Annotated in this window: 20 protein-coding genes; 15 read left to right on the top strand and 5 right to left on the bottom strand. The window is 64.5% G+C overall.

What is annotated here, in order from left to right; translation table 11 throughout:
• Window positions 1–7: 7 nt before the first annotated feature.
• Window positions 8–688, bottom strand: a complete 681-nt coding sequence (locus DOM33_RS07195) for an SOS response-associated peptidase (protein ID WP_110667154.1) — start codon at window positions 686–688, stop codon at window positions 8–10.
• Window positions 689–970: 282 nt separating this feature from the next.
• On the opposite strand from DOM33_RS07195, the gene DOM33_RS07190 reads away from it, so the two are divergent.
• Both DOM33_RS07190 and DOM33_RS07185 read left to right on the top strand, forming a co-directional pair.
• A complete protein-coding gene (locus tag DOM33_RS07190) occupies window positions 971–1,585 on the top strand; it encodes a TetR/AcrR family transcriptional regulator (RefSeq protein ID WP_110667152.1) in 615 nt (204 codons plus the stop codon).
• Window positions 1,582–3,483: an MFS transporter gene (locus DOM33_RS07185; protein WP_239495282.1), complete on the top strand. Its 1,902-nt coding sequence runs from the start codon at window positions 1,582–1,584 to the stop codon at window positions 3,481–3,483. Before DOM33_RS07190 ends, DOM33_RS07185 begins: the two co-directional genes overlap by 4 nt.
• Window positions 3,484–3,781: 298 nt before the next feature.
• Here DOM33_RS07185 and DOM33_RS07180 read toward each other — a convergent pair whose 3' ends face one another.
• Both DOM33_RS07180 and DOM33_RS07175 read right to left on the bottom strand, forming a co-directional pair.
• Window positions 3,782–5,065, bottom strand: a complete 1,284-nt coding sequence (locus DOM33_RS07180; RefSeq protein WP_110667150.1) for an HlyC/CorC family transporter — start codon at window positions 5,063–5,065, stop codon at window positions 3,782–3,784.
• 78 nt (window positions 5,066–5,143) lie between these two features.
• Window positions 5,144–5,947: a cytochrome C assembly family protein gene (locus tag DOM33_RS07175; RefSeq protein WP_110667148.1), complete on the bottom strand. Its 804-nt coding sequence runs from the start codon at window positions 5,945–5,947 to the stop codon at window positions 5,144–5,146.
• A 322-nt stretch (window positions 5,948–6,269) separates the two neighbouring features.
• Here DOM33_RS07175 and ffh point away from each other — a divergent pair, with 322 nt between their 5' ends.
• The 12 genes from ffh to DOM33_RS07115 all read left to right on the top strand — a co-directional run bounded on the left by ffh (window position 6,270) and on the right by DOM33_RS07115 (window position 19,454).
• The gene (gene ffh / locus DOM33_RS07170) at window positions 6,270–7,715 is read left to right on the top strand and encodes a signal recognition particle protein (protein WP_110667146.1); all 1,446 of its coding nucleotides are present in this window, start codon (window positions 6,270–6,272) and stop codon (window positions 7,713–7,715) included.
• A gap of 139 nt (window positions 7,716–7,854) precedes the next feature.
• Window positions 7,855–8,106 (top strand): 30S ribosomal protein S16, encoded by a 252-nt coding sequence (rpsP, locus tag DOM33_RS07165; protein WP_110667144.1) that lies wholly within the window; start codon window positions 7,855–7,857, stop codon window positions 8,104–8,106.
• Window positions 8,107–8,118: 12 nt separating this feature from the next.
• Window positions 8,119–8,667: a ribosome maturation factor RimM gene (gene rimM / locus DOM33_RS07160; RefSeq protein WP_110667142.1), complete on the top strand. Its 549-nt coding sequence runs from the start codon at window positions 8,119–8,121 to the stop codon at window positions 8,665–8,667.
• A gap of 84 nt (window positions 8,668–8,751) precedes the next feature.
• Complete coding sequence (gene trmD, locus DOM33_RS07155) at window positions 8,752–9,516, top strand: tRNA (guanosine(37)-N1)-methyltransferase TrmD (protein ID WP_110667140.1); 765 nt, start codon at window positions 8,752–8,754, stop codon at window positions 9,514–9,516.
• A 110-nt stretch (window positions 9,517–9,626) separates the two neighbouring features.
• Window positions 9,627–9,983, top strand: a complete 357-nt coding sequence (gene rplS / locus DOM33_RS07150; RefSeq protein ID WP_110667138.1) for a 50S ribosomal protein L19 — start codon at window positions 9,627–9,629, stop codon at window positions 9,981–9,983.
• A gap of 283 nt (window positions 9,984–10,266) precedes the next feature.
• The gene (locus tag DOM33_RS07145; protein WP_110667136.1) at window positions 10,267–11,910 is read left to right on the top strand and encodes a hypothetical protein; all 1,644 of its coding nucleotides are present in this window, start codon (window positions 10,267–10,269) and stop codon (window positions 11,908–11,910) included.
• 122 nt (window positions 11,911–12,032) lie between these two features.
• Complete coding sequence (gene xerD, locus DOM33_RS07140) at window positions 12,033–12,920, top strand: site-specific tyrosine recombinase XerD (protein WP_110667134.1); 888 nt, start codon at window positions 12,033–12,035, stop codon at window positions 12,918–12,920.
• A gap of 2 nt (window positions 12,921–12,922) precedes the next feature.
• A complete protein-coding gene (locus DOM33_RS07135) occupies window positions 12,923–13,669 on the top strand; it encodes a DsbC family protein (protein WP_110667131.1) in 747 nt (248 codons plus the stop codon).
• Between the two features lie 240 nt (window positions 13,670–13,909).
• On the top strand, window positions 13,910–15,226 hold the full coding sequence (locus DOM33_RS07130) for a homoserine dehydrogenase (protein WP_110667129.1): 1,317 nt from the start codon (window positions 13,910–13,912) through the stop codon (window positions 15,224–15,226).
• A gap of 173 nt (window positions 15,227–15,399) precedes the next feature.
• The gene (gene thrC, locus DOM33_RS07125; RefSeq protein ID WP_110667127.1) at window positions 15,400–16,788 is read left to right on the top strand and encodes a threonine synthase; all 1,389 of its coding nucleotides are present in this window, start codon (window positions 15,400–15,402) and stop codon (window positions 16,786–16,788) included.
• Window positions 16,789–16,796: 8 nt separating this feature from the next.
• Window positions 16,797–18,614 (top strand): single-stranded-DNA-specific exonuclease RecJ, encoded by a 1,818-nt coding sequence (locus DOM33_RS07120; RefSeq protein WP_110667125.1) that lies wholly within the window; start codon window positions 16,797–16,799, stop codon window positions 18,612–18,614.
• 228 nt (window positions 18,615–18,842) lie between these two features.
• Entirely contained in the window at window positions 18,843–19,454 is a 612-nt protein-coding gene (locus tag DOM33_RS07115; protein ID WP_110667123.1) for a YitT family protein, read from the top strand.
• Between the two features lie 208 nt (window positions 19,455–19,662).
• On the opposite strand, the gene DOM33_RS07110 is transcribed toward DOM33_RS07115, so the two are convergent.
• Together DOM33_RS07110 and DOM33_RS07105 are read right to left on the bottom strand one after the other, a co-directional pair.
• Window positions 19,663–22,428 carry a heavy metal translocating P-type ATPase gene (locus DOM33_RS07110; RefSeq protein ID WP_338053835.1) on the bottom strand — a complete coding sequence of 922 codons (2,766 nt, stop codon included), beginning with the start codon at window positions 22,426–22,428 and terminating at the stop codon, window positions 19,663–19,665.
• Window positions 22,425–22,856 (bottom strand): MerR family transcriptional regulator, encoded by a 432-nt coding sequence (locus DOM33_RS07105; RefSeq protein WP_110667121.1) that lies wholly within the window; start codon window positions 22,854–22,856, stop codon window positions 22,425–22,427. Before DOM33_RS07105 ends, DOM33_RS07110 begins: the two co-directional genes overlap by 4 nt.
• A gap of 398 nt (window positions 22,857–23,254) precedes the next feature.
• On the opposite strand from DOM33_RS07105, the gene DOM33_RS07100 reads away from it, so the two are divergent.
• Window positions 23,255–24,646 carry an OmpP1/FadL family transporter gene (locus DOM33_RS07100; RefSeq protein ID WP_110667119.1) on the top strand — a complete coding sequence of 464 codons (1,392 nt, stop codon included), beginning with the start codon at window positions 23,255–23,257 and terminating at the stop codon, window positions 24,644–24,646.
• Window positions 24,647–24,818 lie beyond the last annotated feature (172 nt).

The following is a 24,818-nucleotide window of genomic DNA, read 5'->3' as shown; positions in this document are numbered from 1 at the left end:
GCTTGGCTCACGCATCCTGCGGGCAGACCTGCATCGCGCCGATCGGGTAGGCGCTCGCCCACGCCTGCTCGGCCGGGTCGTTGATCGCCTTGGAAACCGGAAATGCCCCCAGCAGCGATTCGGGCGCGCTGGCAATCAGCGCTTTCACGTCGGCCAGTGGGGTCGCCGGATCGAGCCAGCGCTTGAGCTGCTCGGGGTCGATCAGCGCCGGAAAGCGCTCGCTCAGCGGCGCGATGAAGGGCGACGCGGCGACCGTGATCAGCGCACAGGAGTCCCGTGAGGGGCCGGCATCGAGGGTATACCGCGTCCACAGTCCCGCCAACAGCATTGGCGCGCGGTCGGTATGGGTAACGAGATAGGGCTGCTTGCCTCGAACGCGCTGCTGCCACACATAGACGCCGGTGACCGGCACGACGCAGCGACGCGTGGCGAGGGCGTCGCGAAACATGCGTCGCTCGTCGAGGGATTCCGCTCGCGCCAGGTGCGGCGCATGATCCAGGACCTTGAGCCAGGAGGGGGTCAGGCCCCAGAAGGCGTCGCGCAACAGCACCCGGCCTGCATCGAAGCGCAGCAGGGTGAGCCAGCTTCTCGGGGCGACGTTGGGGCTGAGCGTCGGCACTTCGTCGCGTTCGATGCGAGGAAGCGCCGAATATCGCGTCCAATCGTCGATATGTAGCCGGCCGGGCATGGGCTCTCCTGGGTTGAGTCGGGTGGGGGCGGTAGCGTCGAGGCCGGACGAGCCAGGCATCGATCTCGTCGGTCATCGCCGATGAGAGCATCCGTCGGTCGACGAGCAACCGTCGTCGGTCTACGACCAAAGAGACGATCGCGCCGCCGAGCGCATGGCGAGGATACTTGCGTTTACACGTCGAGAAGATATGCTGGAAACACTGTTCGATTTTAATTCGATAACAAGATTCCTGCACCCCGGCAATCGGCGGCGCTGACTATTTTTCGAGCGAGGGATTCGATGGCTCGTCCACGACAGCACGCCCCCGAGGCGCTCCATGCTCAGGTCATGGAAGCCTGTGACGTTTGGCTGCGTGAAAACCCCGTACATACCCTGTCGCTGCGCTCTCTGGCGCGCGACGTGGGCTGCGCGCCCAGTACGCTACTCAAGCTCTACGGCAGCTTCAGTAACCTGTTGCAGTACGTCAACGTCGAGACGCTGGATCGCATGGGTGCGGCGGTCGCGGAACTCGAGGGTACCGAGCCCGAGCCTCAGCTCAAGGCCCTGGCGCGAGCGTACTGGCAGTTCGCCCGTCATGAGTCGCACCGCTGGCAGATGCTGTTCGAGTTCCCGCTGGCCGAAGAGGGCGAGCTCGACGCGCGCCAGAGTCATATCATCGAAGCGCTCTTCGTGCGCGTCGAGAGCGCGCTAAAGCGCCATCAGCCGGCGCTCGACGACGCCAGCGCTCGCCGCATGGCCCGTACCCTGTGGGGAAGCGTTCACGGTCTGGTCCAGCTCGGCCTCAACGATCGGCTCGGGTATTGGCAGGGGCAGCCGATGGAGGTCGAAGGGCTGATCGATCAGCTTCTCGGTACCACGCTGAATGGCCTGCGCCATCTGCCGGACGCGCCGTGACGGGCGGGCTGCTCGGCGAGCGCCGTTTCGCACCCTTTTTCTGGACTCAGGCGCTCGGCGCCTTCAACGACAATCTTTTCAAGCAGGTCCTGCTGCTGCTGCTGACGTTCGTCGCCGCCCCCCGTTACGGGTGGGACACGGGGCTGCTCAACAATCTCGCAGCGGGCCTTTTCATCCTGCCGTTCTTTCTCTTCTCTGCCTGGGGCGGGGCGCTTGCCGACCATCTCGACAAGCAGCGCCTGATCCGGCGACTCAAGCTGCTCGAACTCGCCACCATGCTCGCGGCAGCGGCGGCGATATGGTTCGAACTCTTCGGGCTGCTGCTGGCGTTGCTGTTCATGATGGGGACCCAGTCGGCACTGTTCGGCCCGGTAAAGTACGCCATCCTGCCGCAGCATCTGGCCGCGACCGAGCTGGTGCGGGGCAATGCCTGGGTCAATCTGGGCACCTTCGTGTCGATTCTGCTGGGGACGCTATTGGCGGGGGCGCTCACCGTGCTCCCGGGCTCGCTGGGACGAGGGACAGTGGCCCTGGCGCTGGTGGCGATCGCGCTTTTGGGGCTGGCGGCGAGCCTGGCCGTGCCATCGGCGCCGGCGGTCGAGCCGGGACGAGCGGCGTGGCGCCCCTTCTCCGGAACCGTTGGCGTGCTCCGCGACGGTCTGCGCCAGCCTCGACTACGGCTGGCGCTGCTCGGTATCAGTTTCTTCTGGTTCCTGGGGGCCTGCTATCTGACCCAGCTGCCGGCCTGGGTGCGCGACATCGTCAACGGCGACGAGGCCGCGGTCAGCTTCCTGCTCGGGGCTTTCGCCTTCGGTGTCGGCGGCGGTGCACTGCTCTGCGCCCGGCTCTCCGTGGGGCGCCTGGAAATCGGACTGGTGCCGATGGGGGCGCTGATCATCGGTGTATCGGGTATCGAGCTGGCGGCGCAGCCGGCGATACCCGGCGACCCGTTGGCGCTTTCCCAGCTTTTGACGATGACCGAGTTCTGGCAGATGAGTACCCTGCTGGCGCTGATCGGCATGGGCGGCGGGCTCTACAGCGTACCGCTCTATACGCTGATGCAGCTGGCGAGTCCGCCGGCCCGGCGTGCCCGCATGATTGCCGCTAACAACATCCTCAATGCACTGTTCATGATCGGCTCGGCCGTGACCGGCATCGTAGTGCTGAGCGTCTTCGCGCTCTCGCTGAAGGTGCTTTTCTATGGGCTTGGCTGGCTGTCGCTGCTGGTGGGAATCGGCGTGCTGATACGCAACCCGCGACCCGCGCTGCGTCTGGCGATCTTCGCGCTGATCCGCGTGCTCTATCGGCTACGCTTTCGCGGCCGCGAGCACGTGCCCGCTACCGGGGCGGCGCTGGTCGTCTGCAACCATGTCAGCTTCATGGACGCGCTGGTGCTCGGCGGCGGCTGCCCGCGACCGCTTCGCTTCATGATGGATCGGCCGATCTACGAAACGCCGTGGTTGAACTGGTTCTTTCGGATCGCGGGCGCCATTCCGGTGGATTCGGATCGCCGAGATCCGGGGGGCGTGCGCCGGGCGCTGGACGAGGTGAGCCGAGCGCTGCGCAACGGCGAAGTGGTGATGATATTTCCCGAAGGGCGGCTGAGTCCCGATGGTGAAGTTCACGCCTTCCGCCGCGGGCTCGACCTGGTGCTGGCGCGAGACCCGGTAACGGTAGTGCCGGCGTCTCTGTCGGGGCTTTGGGGGTCGTGGACCTCGAACAAGGACGGCAAGGCCCTGACCAAGCGTCCGAATCGTCTTCGGGCGCGGGTCGTGCTCTCCTTCGGCGAGCCGATTCCCCCGGGCGTAGCGAAGCGGGAGATGCTTTTGCAGCGCGTGTGCGAACTCAAGTCCCGCGCCGACGAACGGCTGTCGCAGCGACTGGGCGGGCCGATCTAGCCGCCGAGCCTGGGCGGGCCGATGGGATCGCCGAACCGGGGCGCTCCCATTGCGGACTACCGGTCATCGCATCGAAGCCGGCATCACGTCGCGCGACGAGGCTAGCGCCTCGCTCTCCTGGTTCTTTCTTTCTCCCTCTCGAGCCCTCTGCTCGGCCACTCTGGAGCTTCCGGTTCTCACGCCCGAATAGCCCGCTTCAGTCGCTATCGCGCCGATCACCTCGATCGCTATCGCTCGAATCGCCTGGAGGCGATGCGTCTGTCATGGGGTCGTCGAGCGTCAGGGCTGTGCGTCGACGTCACTCGCTGCTGAGACGACGAACGTTCTGATGCCAGCAGCGCACGGAGGTGATGAGATTGTCGCGCATCTCGAGAATCTCGAGGCGGGTAGCGCCGATCTGCAGACAGGCGGGCGCATCGGGAAAGGATTCGAGATGCTCGAGAATCAGGCCGTTGAGCGTCTTGGGGCCGTCGGTGGGCAGCTGCCAGCCGAGCGCCTTGTTGAGATCCCGAATGTTGGCGGTGCCGTCGATGATGTAGCCGCCATCGGTCTGGGGATGGATGTCGCGATGGGTGTCGGCGACATCGGTGGTGAATTCGCCGACGATCTCTTCGAGGATGTCCTCGAGCGTGGCCAGACCCAGCACGTCGCCGTACTCGTCGACCACGACGCCGATGCGGCGCTTTTGCTGCTGGAAATTCAGTAGCTGGGTGTGCAGTGGCGTCGACTCGGGGATGAAGTAGGGCTCGCGCGCTTCTTGCACGATGGCGGCCTTGTTGAGATCTGGCTTGGTCAGAAAGCGCGACGCATTGCGCAGGTGCAGGATGCCCAGGACGTTGTTGACGTCGCCTTTGTAGATCGGCAGCCGGTTGTGCTGGCTCTGACGAATCTGAGCGAGCAGCGTTTCGAGGTCGTCTTCGAGGTCGAGCCCGACGATCTCGTGGCGCGGCACCATGATGTCGTTCACCGTCACGTTCTCGAGATCGAGGATCGATAGCAGCATCGCCTGGTGACGCGAAGGAATCAGCGATCCCGCCTCGTGGACCACGCTTCGCAGCTCGTCGCGAGTGAGATTGTCCTTGCCCGCGTCGAGCTGCTTGACGCCGAGCGAGCGCAGCAGGGTGTTGGAGATGGCATTGACCAGCCACACCAGCGGATAGAAGACCTTGAGTAGCGGGGCAAGCACCAGCGAGGCCGGCATCGCGATGCGATCCGGTTTGATCGCCGCGTAGGTCTTGGGTGTGACCTCGCCGAAGATCAGCACCACGATGGTCAGCGCGAGCGTGGCGATCGCGGGGCCGGAGACATCGCCGAAGAAATGGATGGCGACGATGGTGGCGATGGAGGCGGCCAGGTTGTTGACCAGGTTGTTGCCGATGAGGATCACCCCGAGCAGGCGATCCGGACGCTTGAGCAGCGCCACCACGCGTCGCGCCGAACGACTGCCGCTGGTGGCCTGATGGTTCAGTCGATAGCGGTTGATCGACATCATGCCGGTTTCGGAACTCGAGAAGAAAGCCGACAGGCAGACCAGAACGAACAGCAGGCCGAGCATCAGGCCGAGTGGGAGATCGTCACTCAAGACGGAGGGTTCCTAATGGGGTGGTCGAATCGTTTTAGGGGGTCGAGGCCGAGCTGTCAACGCCGTCGAACCGGATCGCTAGGCGTTGTAGTGAAAGACGTATTCGAGCACGAATTTGGTACCGAAGAACGCCATGATCAGTACGGCGACGCCGGTCAGCGTCCATCGCACCGCTTTCAGTCCGCGCCAGCCGAGATAGTGGTGCCCGGCCAGCAGGCCGGCGAAGATCAACCAGGCGAGCAGCGATAGCACCGTCTTGTGCGCCAGGTGCTGGGCGAAGAGATTGTCGAGAAAGACGAAACCGCTGAGAATCGCTGCCGTCAGCAGCAGCATCCCGCACCAGATGAGTTCGAAGAGCAGCTGTTCCATGCGCGTCAACGGCGGCAGGACCTGAACGATGCCGCCAGTGTGGCGGCGCTTGAGCGCGTGATGCTGGAACGCCAGCAGCACCGCCTGCACCGAGGCGATGGCGAAGAACGAAAACGCGGCGATCGAGCTGAGGATGTGGAAGTAGAGCCCCGGCGAGACGCCGGATTCGATCATGGTGCTCGGCATGCCGATCGCCCCGACGATGGTCACGGCCGCCAGTGGGAAGACGCAGACGCCGGCGTTGAGCACGGGTTTGAACAGGCTCGCCGCCAGCAGCAGCGCGACGACCAGCCACCCCACAAGCGCCGCGCTCTGGGTTAGGCCCAGGTGTAGCCCCTGGGGGCCGACGACGACGAGCGCCAAAATGACGCCGTGACACGCGAGCGCGGCAAGGCCTGCGCCACGCACCCAGCTTGGCCGTTCGGCGACGCGGCGGGCGAGACTCAGGCTCTGCCAGAGTCCGGCGGCGAGATAGCAGACGATAGCGACAAGGGCGAAGGGGAGCGCCGGCATCGGTGTTGGGACCTCGTGGGCGATCGACCACGGCCGTGACGCAGGCCGTCGTGGCCGTGAAAACAGGTAAAGTGCGGGTTCGAACGCGCAAGCGGGCATGTCCTGTCCGAGGGCCTGCCTCACCGAATGATAAAGACTCGCGTTTCGTCGGCTACTATACCCAATTGCCGGAGCCTCGCCCAACCCCATCGCGAGTGTGCTTCGCCGCTGCATGGAGCCAGGGCGATTGCGCGCGTATAATGGCCGCCCACATTCTTTTCAGCGACGCCGCGCTCGCACCCTCGAACCCAGCGGCGTCCGGCATTGCTGCCCGGAGCGTTCCATGTTCGAAAGTCTCTCCAATCGCCTGTCGCAGACGCTCAAGTCGGTCACGGGCCAGGCGCGTCTGACCGAAGACAACATCAAGGATACTCTGCGCGAGGTTCGGCGAGCGCTGCTCGAGGCCGATGTCGCGCTCCCCGTGGTCAAGGATTTCGTCGACCGAGTCCGCGAGCGGGCCGTCGGGCAGGAAGTCTCCAAGAGCCTTTCGCCGGGTCAACAGTTCGTCAAGATCGTCCAGCAGGAGCTGGAGTCGATCATGGGCGAGGCCAACGAGGCGTTGAGCCTCAAGGGCAAACCGTCGGTGATGTTGATGGCGGGCCTGCAGGGGGCGGGTAAGACGACCTCGGTGGCCAAGCTCGCCAAGTACCTGCGTGAGCGCGAGAAGAAGAAGGTGCTGGTGGTTTCCGCCGACGTCTATCGGCCGGCCGCCATCGACCAGCTCGAGACGCTGGCGAAAGAGGTCTCCGTCGACTTCTTCCCCTCCAACAGCGGCCAGCAGCCGGTGGCAATCGCCGAAGCGGCGATCAAGCACGCCAAGATCCAGTTCCACGACGTGGTGCTGGTGGATACCGCCGGCCGTCTGGCGGTGGACGAGGCGATGATGGAGGAGATTCAGTCCCTGCATCGCGCGATCCAGCCCGAAGAGACGCTGTTCGTCGTCGATGCCATGACGGGGCAGGACGCCGCCAATACGGCGAAGGCCTTCCACGATGCGCTGCCGCTGACCGGCGTGATCCTCACCAAGGCGGACGGCGACGCCCGCGGCGGGGCGGCGCTGTCGGTACGTCACATCACCGGCAAGCCGATCAAGTTCATGGGTATGGGCGAGAAGGTCGATGCGCTCGAGCCGTTTCATCCGGATCGCGTCGCCTCGCGCATCCTCGGCATGGGCGACATGCTTTCGCTGATCGAGGAAGCCGAGCGTAGCGTCGACAAGGGCAAGGCCGAACGTCTCGCCAAGAAGGTCAAGAAGGGTCAGGGCTTCGATCTCGAGGATTTTCGCGATCAGCTCCAGCAGTTGAAGAAGATGGGCGGCATGGGCGGCATGATGTCCAAGATGCCGGGTATGGGTCAGATGGCCGAGATGGCGCAGAGCAAGGGCGCCGAGCAGGAATTCGGCAAGCTCGAAGCGCTGATCAACTCGATGACGCCGAAAGAGCGCCAGAAGCCGGAGATCATCAACGGTTCGCGCAAGCGCCGTATCTCCGCCGGCGCAGGTCTCCAGGTGCCGGACATCAACCGTCTGCTCAAGCAGCACAAGCAGATGCAGAAGATGATGAAGAAGGCCGGACAGAAAGGTGGCATGCAGAAAATGATGCGCGGTATGTCCGGCATGATGGGCGGCGGCTCCGGTGGCCCCGGCGGAATGGGGGGTCCCGGCGGCATGGGCGGCGGCGGTATGGGTGGCCCCGGCGGCATGGGCGGCGGCGGCTTTCCCAGGCGCTGAGCCGAGCGCTCGCCGCGAGTTAAAGGTTCCCTTGACGCGGCCTTTTCCGTAGAATGCTGCGTCTTCGTCTCGGGCGTATGCCCGGCAAGACTCGAATCCGTGGCGTAAAGATCAACTTAACCGAAGGATTATCAACGCAATGGTTACCATTCGTCTGGCACGTGGTGGCGCCAAGAAGCGTCCCTTCTACCACCTGGCGGTAAGCGATTCGCGCGTTTCTCGCGATGGTCGTTTCATCGAACGCGTAGGCTTTTTCAACCCGATCGCTCGCGGTCAGGAAGAGCGCCTTCGCGTCGACCTCGACCGTATCGCTCACTGGCAGTCTCATGGCGCGCAGATGTCCGAGCGCGTTGCTGAGCTGGTCAAGGAAGCACGCAAGGCCCAGGCCTGAAGCGATCCCATCATGACCGAAGCGGCTCAAGACAACGCCAGCGATACGCAGCACGTTCTGCTGGGTCGGTTGACCAGTCCGCACGGCGTGAAAGGTTGGCTGAAGGTCTATTCGTACACCAGCCCCGCCCAGAATCTCTTCGAGTATCCCGCGTGGAATCTCTCGTTGCGCGGGCAGCACGAGACGCGAAAGCTTCTCGATGCACGCGTTCAGGGCAAGGCGCTGGTGGTGCGACTGGAAGGCATCGACACGCGGGAGCTGGCCGAGCAGTGGGCCGGGGCCGACGTGCTGATGGACAAGACGGCGTTACCCGAACTCGACAGTGACGAGTACTACTGGTACCAGCTCGAGGGTCTCGAGGTTCACACCCGGGACGAGCTTCAGCTTGGCCGAATCGATCATCTGTTCGAGACCGGCGCCAATGACGTTCTGGTCGTGAAGCCGGTGACCGGCGGTTACGACGATCGCGAACGGCTGCTGCCGTTTTTGCCCGGCGACGTGATCGTCGCGGTCGATCTCGAATCCGGCGTCATGACGGTCGACTGGGATCCTGAATTCTAAGCGTCGCCTGAATGTTCGGCATCGGTCGAGACGTCGCGGCAACATGGCGTCGTCGTCAGCCCAAGGGTTAGGAGTCGCTTTACCGTGTGGATTGGTGTCGTCTCCCTGTTCCCGGAGATGTTCGAAGCCGTAACGCGACACGGCGTGACGGGACGTGCCGTGGATCGAGGTCTCCTCGACATGGCGTTCTGGAACCCGCGGGACTACGCCACGGACAGACATCGCACGGTGGACGACCGGCCCTATGGCGGTGGCCCCGGCATGCTGATGAAGGTAGACACGCTTCGTGCTGCCATCGCCGATGCCAAAAACGGCGCGCTCGAAGCCGGGCATCGACCCACGGTGATCTACCTGTCGCCGCAGGGTCGCCGGCTCGATCAGGCCGGCGCCCGGGAGCTCGCTTCACGGGATGGCTTGATCGTGGTGGCGGGACGGTACGAAGGCATCGACGAGCGCGTGGTCGAAGCCGACATCGACGAAGAGTGGTCGATCGGTGACTACGTGCTCAGCGGCGGTGAACTCCCTGCGATGGTGATGATCGACGCGCTGTCGCGAGAGGTTCCTGGGGTGCTGGGCCATCAGAATTCGGCGAGTGAAGACTCTTTCGCCGACGGCCTGCTGGATTGCCCGCACTACACGCGGCCCGAAGTGGTCGACGAGCGTCAGGTGCCGGATGTCCTGCTGAGCGGCAATCATGAGATGATTCGCCGCTGGCGCCTGAAACAGTCGCTCGGACGTACCTGGCTCAGACGTCCGGACATGCTTGAGAGCCGAACGCTGGATCGCGAGCAGCAGCGTCTGCTCGACGAATTCATCGATGAACACGTCGCACGCGACGGCGGTGCATGAGGCGAGACGACTCGCCTGCATGCGTCATCCACGAGTCCGATTCCGCGCCGGCCCGCCGAGCGCCGGGATCACGGAGTGCCTCCGGGCCCTCCCCAAACGAGGAGCAAGACATGAGCAGCAAGAACAAGGTGATCCAGGCGCTCGAGAACGAGCAGATGACCCAGGAGATTCCGGCGTTCGCCCCCGGCGACACCGTCATCGTCCAGGTCAAGGTCGTCGAAGGTAGCCGCGAGCGTCTGCAGGCGTTCGAAGGCGTGGTGATCGGCAAGCGTAGCCGTGGCCTCAACTCCGCTTTCACCGTGCGCAAGATCTCTCACGGTGTCGGCGTCGAGCGGACGTTCCAGACCTACAGCCCGATCGTTGCGGGTATCGAAGTCAAGCGTCGCGGTGACGTACGCCAGGCGAAGCTCTACTATCTCCGCGAGCGCAGCGGCAAATCCGCGCGTATCAAGGAAAAGCTGGGCTAAGTCGGCTTCTGCTCGGACGCCACGCCGAGCACTGCCGACAGGCCAGTTTCGAAGACCCCGCGTGCCGAGAGGCTCGCGGGGTCTTTGCGTTTTCGCTTTCGTGCTGCCTATCGTTATCGGCATCATCCACCGAGGGCCTCTATGTCGTGTCGTAATGATTAGACGGCGATACCCGCGGCAGATGTAATCGACGCTCGGCATTGTAAATGAAAGAATCGCTTTCCGTGCAAAGAGTTGCCGGCACATTTGCAGAATCGTCATTCAGTTTGATAAGGAATACTCAATGACCGTGGATGCCATATTTACGCAAACGTCCCGTGATGAAACGCTTCCCGAGAGCCGGATGCTGGGTCTTGCCTATTACGGTGACAACATCATCAGCGGCAGTTGCGGTCTTATCTCCTTTCTCAAAGACAATCCCGAGTTCGATATTGAGCGGTTGAGTGAGGGGCGGTTTCTAGTTGTTGCGAGCACGGCACGCAAGTCGATCATCAAGGTCGACGACCTCGCGCAGAACACTGTTTTCGTCTATCGCTCCAATGGCTACTGGGCCATCTCTAACTCTCTATTGACGCTAGTTTACCGGCTCAAAAAAGATGGTGTCCCCATCAAATTCTACCGGCCGGGCGTACTGTCGTTTTTTGCGGGCAATCAGTCCATGTGGGGTGGTCAACCGCTCTCGCTAAATACGTTGATCGAGGGGGTCTCGATTTTGCCGGCGGGATGCCATCTTGAGATCACTAAAAATCACGCTGGTACTCCCGTTTTAAAGCAGATCGAGCCGGCTCCCAAAGACCTTGACGAAAGTAATTACGCTGAACGGCTGGTGCAATGGGTCAGGCGGGCCCGGATGCGTCTCGAAGCGATGGCGGCTCATGGGGTTGAGTTCAACGTAGGCGTCTCAGGGGGAATGGATAGTCGACTTAACTTAGGGCTAGTCAACGCACTGCGTGATCCCACCCTGCCGGTTCGGTTGCGGTCGGACAAAAGCAAGTCTCAGGATTTACCCATCGCCGAGCAGCTTGCGGCTCATTACGGTCTAAAGCTAAAAGGTTTTCCTGACCGAGGCTGGGGCTCGAGTGATACCGAAGATGCCTATGCTTTATGGCAACGGGCCTATCTTGGCGTTTATTTGCCAGCTCAGACGCCACACGGGCTCTCGCCGGAGCAGTCGCGCTACATACTCCATGGTGGCAATTTTAAGGACCGTTCCTATCGGCGACACGGTGTTGACAAACGAGCACGCATACTCTCTCGCGCCTTCACATCCCAAGACGATGGCAAGCTGGTCGCTGATGAGTTTAAAGAATTTTTCCTCCAGCGCGACATCGATCCTTCCACATCGTTGGCGATGGACCAGCATTACGTTGACACGCGTTCGCGCTTTCACACAGGGGTACACTGGTTTGGCGAATACACTTCGCCGTTGATGACCCCGCATCTATCGAGTGAACTCTTCTCACTCTATCGAGGTCTCAGTAGTGAGGCGCAGAATGCTGAGCAACTTCTCTACGACATGCTCTACATTCTTGATCCCGATCTCACCAATATCCCTTTCGACACTCCTGATAAGTTCTTCAGTCACAGAGTAAGGGCATCCTGCCCGTTTTCCGGTAGAGTCGATTCTGTAGGTGATGTGCCGGAACCCAGGATCTATGGCGCCTTCGAACAGCCGGAAAGCCCCTCCGAACACAAAACGTTGCGCGAGTCAGTCTCGCAACGATTTCGTGATGATGCGCAATACTTTCTCCCCGAGCTCAAGAGGTTTGGTATTGCGAGTGAGCGGATTGGAGAGGTTCGAGCCCATTTGGAAGCGGGGGGACGTGTTCGCCAGATGCCCCTCGCTTCGCTCGCTGTCACTCTCGGCGTATATGCCGAGGCGGCATCTGAATCGTTGCCAGATATCTCGCTTTGCGGGTCGTCATGAGTCTGGCTTTGACGATCGAACGACGCCCGTCGACGTGCATCAAAAGCTAGGCAGCTGCGGCACGCTATCATGAGAAGTTTTAGGATCTCGACTGATTTTTCACGAATAGAGCGAGCCCTCGCATGACGGATGCCGATCGGCGCGATGCCTTTCTCGATGCCCTCTGGCTCGAGCGCGGTGCCAGCGAACACACGCTGAGCGCCTACCGCCACGACCTTTTGACCTGGATGCGCTATCTCGACGCGCGGGGCGAGCGACTGCTCGCGCCGGGAGATCAGACGCTCGTGACCTTCGTCGAAGCGCGTCGGGAGAGCCACCACGCCCGCTCCATCGCCCGTTCGCTCTCCTGTCTGCGTCGATTCTACCGCTGGGCGCTCGGCGAAGGTTTGATCGATTACGATCCGCTCGCCGAGATCGAGCCGCCGCGTGTTCATCCCTCGCTGCCCTCGACCCTCGAAGAGGCCGAGGTGGAGCGACTCTTGAACGCCCCCGACGTCGAGACGCCGCTCGGCCTGCGGGATCGCACCATGCTCGAAGTGCTCTACGCCTGCGGGCTGCGCGTCTCCGAGCTGGTCGGGCTCACGGTGAGCGCGGTCAATCCGCGCCAGGGTGTCGTGCTGATCCGCGGCAAGGGCGACAAGGAGCGGCTGGTGCCCCTCGGTGAGGAGGCGCTGGCGTGGCTCGAGCGCTATCTGCGTCAGGGGCGCAACGAGCTGATGAGCGACATCCGTCGCCCCCCGCTCTTTCCCGGTCGTAACGACGGATTCATGACGCGTCAGACCTTCTGGTATCGTCTCAAGCACTACGCCGAACTCGCCGCCATCGACAAGCCGCTGTCGCCGCATACGCTCAGACATGCTTTCGCCACCCATCTTTTGAATCATGGCGCCAATCTGCGTGTCGTACAGCTACTGCTGGGGCATAGCGATCTGTCGACCACCCAGATCTATACCCACGTGGCCCAGGCCCGGCTCGAAGCGCTGCATGCCCAACATCACCCCAGAGGTTGAAGATGATTCGTCGTTCCTTGTTTTCTGTACTCGCCTTCGCAGGCATGACGCTCTCCACCGGCGCCTTGGCCGAACCCCCGGCGGATCTCGCCGACAAGCTGAATGCGAAAGGCGGACAGCCGCTGCCGATCGAGGCGATCGAGGAGTCGCCAATGCCCGGGCTGTTTGAAGTGCGGTTGAAGGGGGGCAACACGCTCTACTCGGATGCGAACGGGGAGTATCTCGTCGTGGGTGATCTCTATCAGAACGCCGAATCGGGAATGGTCAATCTCACCGAGCAGGCGGCCAATGCGCGGCGCAAGGAGAAGGTAGCGGCGGTTCCCGACGACCAGCGGGTCATCTACAAGCCGGCCGGCGAGATCAAGGCGCGTCTGACCGTCTTCACCGACCCGACCTGTCCCTACTGCCACAAGCTCCACGAGGAGATGGCCGAGCTCAACGAGCGCGGGATCGAGGTCGACTATCTGGCGTTTCCGCGCATGGGGCCGAACTCCGAGATCGCCCGTCAGCTGGCCGGCGTCTGGTGCGCCGACAATCGTTCCGAGGCGATGAGCGCCGCGTTCCGCGGGGAGACGATCGAGGTGCCCGACGACTGCGATGCACCGATTGCCGAGCAGTATGGCCTGGGTGTCGAATCCGGCATTCAGGGCACGCCGGCGATCATCTTTCCCAGTGGCAAGATGGTGCCGGGGTATCTACCCGTCGAACGCCTGGCGGCAATGCTCGAGCTCGACGGTCGCAGCGACTGAAGCCGCCTCTCGACCCGCGCCACGCGGGCGCTTGACAAGCTCCTGGGGGCTTTCTACCGTGACCGACCCCTGAACGCCCGGGCAAGGCTCGGGGCGTTGTGAGAAGGGCGGTTCGGCCCGGTCGACACGGCGTGGTCGACCGGCCTGGAAAATCGATCGTCGACCGTTGCGAACCGGGTCACGACCCGCGTCGGTCTCGACGACGACAGATCAGTTTCAATCAATGCAAGGAGCGTCATCTTGAATCCGGTGAGAGTGGGACTCTGCGGCTTGGGCACCGTCGGCGGCGGCACCTTCAACGTGCTGACGCGTAACGCCGATGAAATTGCGCGTCGGGCCGGCCGCCCCATCGTCATCGAGCAGGTCGGGGCGCGGCGTGACAATCCCGACTGCGATACCGCCGGAATCAAGATCACCAGTGATATTTTCGAGGTCGCGCGCAACCCGAATATCGACGTGCTGGTCGAGCTGATCGGCGGCTACGATGTTGCGCGCGAGCTGGTGATGACCGCGATCGAGAACGGCAAGCACGTCGTCACCGCCAACAAAGCCCTGATCGCCGTCCATGGCAACGAGATCTTCCGCGCCGCCCACGAAAAGGGTGTCATCGTCGCCTTCGAAGCGGCGGTCGCGGGCGGTATCCCGGTGATCAAGTCGCTGCGTGAGGGGCTTGCCGGCAACCGTATCCAGTGGCTCGCGGGTATCATCAACGGCACCGGCAACTACATCCTCACGCACATGCGCGACGAGGGGCGGGCGTTCGAGGACGTGCTCGCCGAAGCGCAGGCGCTGGGCTATGCCGAGGCCGACCCGACCTTCGACGTCGAGGGCATCGACGCCGCGCACAAGCTCACCATTCTCGCTTCCATCGCCTTCGGCGTGCCGCTGCAGTTCGATCACGCCTACACTGAAGGCATCGCTCGCATCACCTTCGACGACGTCGAGCAGGCGGACAATCTTGGCTACACCATCAAGCATCTGGGGATCACCCGCCGCAGCGACAGCGGCGTCGAGCTGCGGGTTCACCCGACGCTGATCCCCAAGGAGCGCCTGCTCGCCAACGTCCACGGCGTGAAGAATGCCATCGCGGTGATGGGCGATGCCGTCGGCCCCACGCTCTACTATGGCGCTGGCGCCGGCGCCGAGCCCACCGCCTCGGCAGTGGTCGCGGATCTGCTCGACGTCGCTCGTAACATCGCCACCGATCACGACTACCGCGTACCCTATCTCGCCTTCAGCGGGATCCACGACGAGGCCAACGCCTTGCCGATCCTGCCGATGGAGGAGATCGTCACCGCCTACTATCTGCGTCTGCTGGCGGTCGACCGCCCCGGGGTGCTGGCGCGCGTGGCGACCATTCTCGCCGAGCAGGGCATCTCGATCGAAGCGATCATCCAGAAAGAGGCCACCGAAGGCGAGCTGGTGCCGATCATCCTGATGACCCACCGCACCCGCGAGAAGCACATGAACGAGGCGATTCGTCAGCTCGAGTCGCTGGCGGATGTCGCCGGCGCGGTGACGCGCATTCGCGTCGAGTCGCTGGACGAGCAGGAATAGGCTTTTAATCACGAGTTACGAGTTACGAGTCACGAGCGACGGACCACGAGTCAGGATGCAGGCCGGTCCGCGCTAGGGACGGGCATCGGCACGATGACACCCGCGAGCAGTGATACCGGCAGGACGGCGACTCGAAGCTCGCGGCTCGAGGTTCGCCACTCACGGAGTGAAACATGCGATACATCAGTACGCGCGGGCAGGCACCGGCGCTGAGCTTCGAGGAAGTCGTCCTCACCGGGATGGCCGTCGATGGCGGCCTCTACGTGCCGGAGACGGTACCTCAGTTCAGCCACGAGGAACTCGCCGAGATGGCGGGGCTGTCGTATGCCGAGATCGCCTTTCGGGTGATGAAGCCCTTCGTCGGCGGGGAAATCGACGACGACACCTTCCGCACGCTGGTGAACGAGGCCTACGCCACCTTCACCCACGATGCCGTGGTGCCGCTCAATCAGCTCGATGCCAACCACTTCCTGCTCGAGCTGTTCCACGGCCCGACGCTGGCGTTCAAGGACGTGGCGCTGCAGCTGCTCGGTCGCATTCTCGATCACTTCCTCGCCAAGCGCGGCGAGCGGGCGGTGATCATGGGCGCGACCTCCGGTGACACCGGCTCCGCGGCCATCGAGGGCTGCCGCCACTGCGACAATCTCGACATCTTCATCCTCCATCCGCACAACCGCGTCTCCGAAGTGCAGCGCCGGCAGATGACCACGGTGCTGGCGGACAACGTCTTCAACGTCGCCATCGAGGGCAATTTCGACGACGCCCAGGCGATGGTGAAGGCGAGCTTCGCCGACCAGGCGTTCTTGAACGGCGCCCGGCTGGTGGCGGTGAACTCGATCAACTGGGCACGCATCATGGCCCAGATCGTCTACTACGTCGCCGCCGGCGTGGCGCTGGGCGCGCCGCACCGCGAGGTGAGTTTCTGCGTACCGTCGGCCAACTTCGGCAATCTCTTCGCCGGCTACATGGCCTCCCGGATGGGCCTGCCGGTGAAGCAGTTCGTCATTGCCACCAACGCCAACGACATTCTCCACCGCACGCTCGCCGACAACGACTTCTCCAAGCGTGAACTGGCTGCGACGCTGGCGCCGTCGATGGACATCGTCGTGTCGTCGAACTTCGAGCGATTGCTGTTCGACGCCTACGGTCGCGACGGTGACTCGGTCCGCGAGCTGCTCGAGCGCTTCCAGCGCGAACCCGCGGTGCTCGCCGAGGCGCCGCTGGCGTCGTTGCGAGAGCGCTTCGCCAGTTTTAGCGTCAACGACGACGCGATTCTCGAGGCGATTCGCGACGCGCATCACCGCACCAAGGAGCTGCTCGATCCGCACACGGCGACCGGCTACCGCGCCGCCGAGCAGGCGCGAGCCGATGCAGTGACGCCGATGATTACCCTGGCAACGGCGCACCCGGCGAAGTTCGCCGAAGCGGTGGTCAAGGCCGGCTTTACCGGCGCGGCGCTGCCGGCGCACATGGCTGACCTGCTCGAGCGCGAGGAGCGCTATAGCGTATTGCCCGCCGAGCTCGGTGCGGTGCAGGCATTCGTCGCCGAGCACCGGCGCTGAGCCGCGGCATGGACGACGGCGGCTTCCCCCAACCGGACACGACGGCGGCGTCCAGCGACCCCGCCCGGCGACGCATCCTGGCCCGCCCGCGGGACGAGGCGCTCTATCGGCGCGGTCTCGACCTCGGACTCTCCGAACTGCAGGCGCGCATCCTCGCCGGGCGCCTGCACGGACACGACGGGCCGCTGGAGGCGCTGACCGCGCCGGCGCTTCGCTACCTCAGCCATCCAGAGAAACTCGCCGACGGCGTGAAAAGCGCCGAGCGCATCGCCCGCGCCGTCAGCGAGGGCGAGCACATCGGCGTGCTCACCGACTACGACGTCGACGGCATCACCTCCCACGTGGTGATGCTACGGGCGCTGACCGAACTTTTCGGCGTCCCGTCGTCGAGGATCCACAGTCTGATCGGTCACCGCATCAACGACGGCTACGGTATCAGCCTGCCGCTGGTCGAGCGCACGCTCGCGCTGTCGCCACGCCCGACCCTGGTGGTCACCGCCGACTGCGGCTCTTCCGACGAGCCACGCATTGCCCGCCTTCGCGAAGCGGGTATCGACGTCGTCGTCACCGATCACCACGCGCTGCCGCTGGAGGGGCCGCCGTCCTCGGCCTACGCCACCGTCAATCCGACGCGAAGCGACTGCCCGTACCCGGACAAGACCATCGCCGGCTGCATGGTCGCATGGCTCGTGATGTCACTGACCCGCTCGGTGCTGATCGAGCAGGGCGTGCTGGCCTCGTCGACGCCCAAGCTCTCGCCCTGGCTCTCCTATGTGGCGCTCGGCACCGTGGCCGACTGCGTTTCGCTGGGGGCGAGTGCCGCCAACCGCGCGGTGGTGGTCTATGGCCTCAAGCTGATCAACCGCATGGAAGCGCCCTGCTGGCGAGTGATGGCGGAGCGCCTCGGTGCCGACAGCACGCCGTTCGACGCCGAGACGCTGGCGTTCCAGATGGGGCCGCGCATCAACGCCCGCTCGCGCCTCGACGACCCTTATGCGGCGCTGCACTTCATGCTCGCCGCCGACGACGGCGTCGCGCGTCGCCAGCTCCAGGTGCTCGATGACGACAACCAGTCGCGCAAGGCGCTCGAGGCAGACATGGTCGAGCAGGCCCGACGTCAGGCCTCGGGCCAGCTGGAAGAGAATCGTTCGGCGCTGGTGATCCATCTGCCCGAAGGGCATCCCGGGGTGCAGGGCATCGTCGCCTCGCGGCTGGTGCAGTCCTTCGGCCGGCCGACGGTGGTGCTGACCCCGGCCACCGCGCCGGAGATGCTCACCGGCTCCGGACGCTCCATCGAGGCGCTGCACCTGCGCGACGCGCTGCAGCGCACCTTCGAGCTGGCCCCCGAGTGCCTGCCGCGCTTTGGCGGTCACCGCGGTGCGGCGGGTGTCGGCGTGCCGCTGATGGAGCTGGAGACGTTCTCCCGCACGTTCCGACAGGCGGTCGACGAGCAGCTCGGCGGGCGCGAGCTCTTCCCGGTGGTGTGGACGGACGGCGAACTCGACGCCGAGCAGCTGAAGCTTGGCACTCTCGACGAGCTCGAGACGCTGGCGCCCTACGGTCGCGAATTCGATGCGCCGCTGTTCGAGGCGACGTTTCTCGTCGAGCAGCTGCGCCCGGTGGGGGCCGAGGGCAACCACCTGATGCTCGAACTCTCCCTCGGCCGAGCGGTCAGTCGGGCGATCTGGTTCCGCGCCCTCAATCCCGGCGAGGCCGCCCCCATCGCGCTTGGCGATCGGGTGCGCTGCGCCTTCAAGCTCTCGCGCAACCGCTGGAAGGGGCGCGAGTCGCTGCAGCTGATGGTCGAGCACGCCGAGCGGCTCTAACCTCCGCCACGCGCCACCGGCACCTTGACCCTCGACAGCCAATCTCGGCTTGACTGTCATCGGGCGCCTGGCGCGCTCGATCATCCCGCCTCGATCGTTTCTCGTCGCGCTCACCGTTTTCGGGTCTCCGCGCGTACCGGCTTGCCGCTATAATCCTGCCCGAGGCGCCACAAGCGCCCACTGCGATAACGACCGCTTATCCAGCGGCACGACAATAAGGGTTGCTCCATGGAAACCACGCAGCGTCACCGCCCCTACGAGGACGGTCTGGCCATCATTCTGGGTTCGTCCTGCGCCGCGCTGGGTCTTGCGCTCTACCATCACGCCGAGATCCTCATCGGCAGTACCGCCGGCATGGCACTTCTGATCACCTATGCCACCGGCGCGAGCTTCGGCCCGGTCTTCTTCGTCATCAATCTGCCGTTCTACTGGCTGGCGTGGCGCCGTATCGGCCATCAGTTCACGTTGAAGACGTTTCTTGCGGTGAGCCTGCTCTCGTGGATCTCCTGGATGCTGCCGACATGGCTGAATATCGGCGAGGTCGAGCCGCTCTTCGCGGCGCTGGTGGGGGGCAGCCTGATCGGGCTGGGGGTGCTGTTTCTCTTTCGCCATCGAGGCAGCCTCGGCGGCTTCAACATTCTCGCCGTCTATCTGCAGGATCGCTACGGCTGGCCGGCAGGGAAGGTGCAGCTCACGTTGGACGGGCTGATCATGCTGGCGGCGTTCGCGGTGTTGCCGGTGGCCAACGTGATCTATTCGATCATCGGTGCCGTGGTGCTGGGGGTGATCCTGACGATCAATCACCGGCCCGGGCTCTATGCCGGTACCAGCCGTAGCTGAAGATGATCGCCGTCTTGCCATAGAGACTTCGAGAAAGCCAAGACGACGTCGAGAGCGTCGTCAAACGCTGACGGGCGAGCCGCACGGCTCGCCCTTCGTCTGCTGGAGATCGTCTTTTGATGCCGGTATCGGGGCGCTCAGCCCTCGAGCCAGAACCACCAGACGATGAACGCGATGACGGCGATTCCCAGGGTATTGAGTAACAGTGTCATGTCACGGCCGCCTTCCGGTCGGGGTTTGCTTGCGAACGAGCGGGGCTGGGCTCGAACCATCGCAGCCGGTTGGCGTTGCTCACCACCGTGACCGACGACAGCGACATCGCCAGCGCCGCGATCATCGGCGAGAGCAGCGCGCCGGTGAACGGGTAGAGCACGCCGGCGGCAACCGGGATGCCGAGCGCGTTGTAGCCGAACGCCCCCCACAGGTTCTGCTTGATGTTGGCAAGCGTCGCCCGGCTGATGGCGATGGCGTCCGCAACACCGTGGAGCGAGTTGCGCATCAGGGTGATGCCAGCGCTCTCGATCGCCACGTCGGTACCGTGTCCGATGGCAAAGCCTACCTCGGCCTGGGCGAGCGCCGGGGCGTCGTTGATACCGTCGCCGACCATGCCGACGCGCTCGCCGCGACGCTGTAGCGTCTCGACGATCCGCTGCTTGTCCGCCGGCAGCAGGCCGGCATGCACCTCGTCGATGCCCGCCTCGGCGGCAATGGCGCGGGCGGCGGCCTCACTGTCGCCGCTGAGCATGACCACCCGTAGCCCCTCGGCCCGGAGACGCGCGATGGCGTCGGTACTGTCGTCACGCAGTGCATCGCGCACCGCGAAGATGGCGGCGAGCGCCTCGCCCACGCCGAGATAGATCACGCTTGCCGCCTGCTGCTGCCACCGCGTCGCTGTCTGCTGAATGCCGGTCAGATCGATGCCCGCCTCGTCCATCAGCGCCTCGTTGCCGAGCCGGAGTGAACGGCCGTCGTCGAGGGTTGCGACGACACCGCGGCCGCTGCGGCTCTCGAAGTCGTGGATCGTCGCCGGTGTCGTCTCGCCGACGGCTTCGAGCAGCGCCGAGGCCAGCGGATGCTCGGAGCCGCGTTCGAGGGCGGCGACGAGGGCGTCGATCTCGGCGCGAGAGAGGACATCGCTCGCGTCGTGGCGCTCGACGACCCGCGGTTTGCCCTCGGTCAGGGTGCCGGTCTTGTCGACTACCAATGTGGTCAGGTGACTGGCCGACTGCAGCGCTTCGCCGTCGCGCACGAGGACGCCGTGCTCGGCGGCCTTGCCGATGCCGATCATGGTGGAGATCGGCGTGGCGAGTCCCAGCGCGCAGGGACAGGCGATGATCAGCACCGTGGTCGCCGCGACCAGCGTATGGACGAGCTGCGGCGCCGGGCCGACGTTGAACCAGGCCAGTGCCGTGAGCACCGCGGCGATCATCACGCTGGGTACGAACACCGCCGAGACCCGATCGGCGAGCGCGCCGATCGGCGGACGCGAGGCCTGGGCGCGGGCGACCTGGTCGACGATGCGCCCGAGCCGTGTGTCATCGCCGACCCGGGTCGCGCGATAGATCAGCGAGCCACGGCCGTTGAGCGTGCCGGCGCTGACGGGTTCGCCGACGCGTTTACGCACGGGCGCCGGTTCGCCGGTGAGCATCGACTCGTCGATGTAGCTCTCGCCGCCTTCGATCTCGCCGTCCACCGGCAGCCGTTCGCCGGGGCGCACGCGAAGGCGATCGCCGGCAACGACTTCGTCGATATCGACCTCGACCTCTTCGCCGTCACGAATGACCCGGGCGGTGTCGCTGCCGAGGTCGAGCAGGCGCGAAAGCGCTTGGCTGGTACGCCCGCGGGCGCGTAGCTCCAGCGCTTGGCCCAGTCCGATCAGCCCCACGATCATCAGCGACGCTTCGAAATAGAGATGGCGTGAGCCCTCGGGAATGGCGCCGGGGAAGAGCACCACCGCCATGGAGTAGAGCCAGGCCGCGGCGCTGCCGAGGGCGATCAGCGTATCCATGTTGGCCTGGTGGTGGCGAAACGCCTTGAAGGCACCGTCGAAGAAGCGCCGCCCGGCCGTCGCCAGCACGCCCAGTGTCGCCAGGCCCAGGGCGAACCAGAGCCAGCGCTCGCCGCCGGTGAGCACGGGGGTGTGAACGAACATCGCCACCATCATCGGTAGGCCGAGGGCGAGACTCACTGCCGATTCCACGGCGTGGCGGCGCATCCGACGTTCGGCGTCCTGCTGGCGGCGTTCGTTGGCCTCGCGCAGATCCTCGATCGGGGCGGCGTCGTAGCCCGCCGAGCGAACGGCGCCGATCAGCGTCTCGTCAGACGCGCTGCCGGTCACCAGTGCCGTCTCGCCGGCGAAATCGACCCGGGCTTGCTGAACGCCGGGCGTTTTGGAGAGCGCCCTCTGCACCGCGTTGACGCAGCCGGCACAGGTCATGCCGCCGATGGTGAAACGTCGCGGCGTACCGTCGGCGTTCTTCTCAACCGGGTCGGTGGGCGAGGCGCCGTTGGAGGACGCCTCGCCCACCGGCGCGTGGGCATTCGCTGCTGCGAGGGCATCGCCGCTCGGCGGATAGCCCGCCTGTCTCAGCAGCGTTTCGACGCGCCCGGCGTCGAGCCGTGTGATGACCTCCAGACGCTTTTCGGTGGGGATGCCGCTGACGTCGGCCTCGGCATCCTCGGTCTGGATCGCCTCGCGAATACGCCTGACGCAGCCCTGACAGTTCATGCCGGGGATCGCTAGAACGTGGTCGGAACGCTGCGACGTGGCGGTCTCTCTCCGGGGCGGGTAACCCGCTTCGGTGAGCAGCGCCTCGATGCGGTCGGCGTCGAGCCGTGTGGTGATCTCGAGACGCTTATCGGCGGGCTCACCGCTGACGTCGGTCTCGTCGTCCTCGGCCTGCACCGCCTCGCGCATACGCTTGACGCAGCCCTGACAGTGCATCGCCTCGATACGGTAGCGGTAGGCGTTCATGCGGGGTCTCCTCGCGCAGTGGCATCGTCTGCGGTGTGCTCGATCAGGCGGCAGATACTGTCGCCGTTCGGCGTGCCGTCCGGGAGCATCGACCACTCGTGGATCGCCTGTTCCATACGCGCCGCGAGCGCCTGCAGCTCCTCGATCTGATTGCGAATGCAGGGCAGGCGCGCTGCCAGCAGATCCCTGACCAGGGGGCAGGGGGAGTCGCCCTGGTCGGCCTGTTCGAGAATCTCGGCGACCTCCTTGAGACTGAAGCCGAGCGTGCGTGCGCGCTGGATGAAACGCAGTCGACTCAGCGCGCGCCGGTCAAAGAGCTGATAGCCATTGTTGGGGTCGCGCGTCGGCACGAGGAGCCCCTGACGCGTGTAGTGGCGTACCGTCTCAGGGGTGACACCGGCAGTGCGAGCGAGTTCTGTGACCTTCATGCGACCTCCTGACCTCGAGCGAATGACGCAAGCCTAAAACCTACGTGTTAGACAATGGTCAACCGTGAACGACGGAACGCGCAACGGCGGTTGGCTCGCGTCACGGATTCGAGCGCGGACGGCGCCGTGCCATCGGCAACCCTCTGGAACCTCCGGGATCAGCGGGTTCGAGTCCTGAAGACCGCCCCGGCTAAGACTAAAGAGAATCCCAAAAGTCGATTGAAACGACCGTTTGCCAATTGACGCTTCCTCACGCTTACGTCAAAACGGAAGACGATAAAACGATACGTCACGCGGCGTTCGAGCGCGTGTCGATCACCGACAACGGCAACAGAAACCCCTCAGCGATGGCGCGAGCGCCTCGCCTCAAAAGGGGTGAAAAGTGCAGGGGATACATCATGGATCAGCGCTATCGTCACCGCTTCGGCCATCGCTTCGGCCATCGCTTCGGGCGTCGCTTCGGACATCGCTACAACCGGCTATCGCTCGCCATCGCGCTGGCGGGGATCGCCGCGTCGGGTCAGGCTCTCGCCGGCGGGTATCAACTCAACGAGCAGAGTGTGAGCGGCCAGGGTTACGGCCATGCCGGCCGCAGTTCCAACGTCAACGATGCTAGCATCGTCTACGGCAATCCGGCGGGCATGTCGTTTCTCGACCGCGCGCAGATCACGGCGGGGGCGACCTATCTCAACGTCCAGAACGATATCGACAATGTCAGCGCGACCCGCAATCTCGACTCCGGTATCGCCACGGGCGGCGCGCCGTCCGGGGTGCAGGTGCCGGTCGGAGCGGTGCCCGGCGGCAATGACGGCGACATGGTCGGCAACAAGGTCATCCCGTTCGGGTTCTACGCCCAGCCGATCGACGACAACTGGTCCTTCGGCCTTGGCGTTTACGCGCCGTTCGGTTCCAAGACCGACTACGAGTCGGATTTTCAGGGGCGCTACTTCGGCGACTACACCGAGGTGGTGGTCGAGACCGTGCAGCCGACGCTGGCGTATCGCTTCAACGACAACCTCTCGGTCGGGGTCGGTGTCACCTATAACCGGATCGACGGCGAGCTGCGCCGGCAGTTGCCGAGCGAGCCCGGGTTCAACTCGGCGGCGGACGTCGACTCCCGGGTCGACGGCGACGACGAGGCGTGGGGTTACAACATTGGCGTGCTTTATCGGCCCTTCGAGGCAACGACGCTGGGGCTGACCTATCGCTCGAAGGTCGATTACACCCTGGATGGCGACTTCGAGGCGAAAGATCCGCTCGGCAACGTGGTGCGTGCGGACGACGCCGAACTCGATCTCACCACGCCGGAGACCATCAACTTCTCGATCACCCAGCAGATGACGCCGGATCTCAAGCTGATGTTCGGCGCCTCCTGGGTGCGCTGGGACCGCTTCGACGAGATTCGAGTCACCGGCACCGGCGGCGGCACCATCACCCAGGAGCAGCAGAGCTACCGCAACGCCTGGGCATTCGGGGTGGGCGGCGAGTACGCGCTCAATCCGCAGTGGGTGCTGCGCGCCGGCGTCACGCTCGACGAGACGCCGACCAACGACACCTACCGCAGCGTGCGCATTCCGTCGGACGACCGGCGCATCTTCTCGCTGGGTGCGGGCTGGACGCCGGTGCCCGATTTCACCATCGACCTTGCCTACTCCTACCTCACCGAGCGGCGCACCGAGATCTCCCAGGAGCGCAGTGACCTGCTCGAGGGAGCCGGCGGCGCCAGCTACGAAGCCGACTACAAGAACGAAGCTCACGGCTTCGGCGCGCAGGCGACGTATCGGTTCTGATCCACACGCACCTGCCTGCTCTCCAACCCCGGCTCGCCGGGGTTTTTGACGTTTGAGTCATGCGCCGGGTGAAACGCAACGAAAAAGCCCCGGCCGCAGGGCCGGGGCAAACACGTCGATGAATCAACTATCGCGAGTGCTCGTCTTGATAGCGCCCGCCTGGCCGAAACGA

This window comes from Salinicola halophilus (assembly GCF_003206155.1).
GTDB classification, from domain to species: domain Bacteria; phylum Pseudomonadota; class Gammaproteobacteria; order Pseudomonadales; family Halomonadaceae; genus Salinicola; species Salinicola halophilus.
The sequence above is the reverse complement of the archived record's forward strand: the minus strand, read 5'-3'. Positions and strand labels throughout refer to the sequence as shown.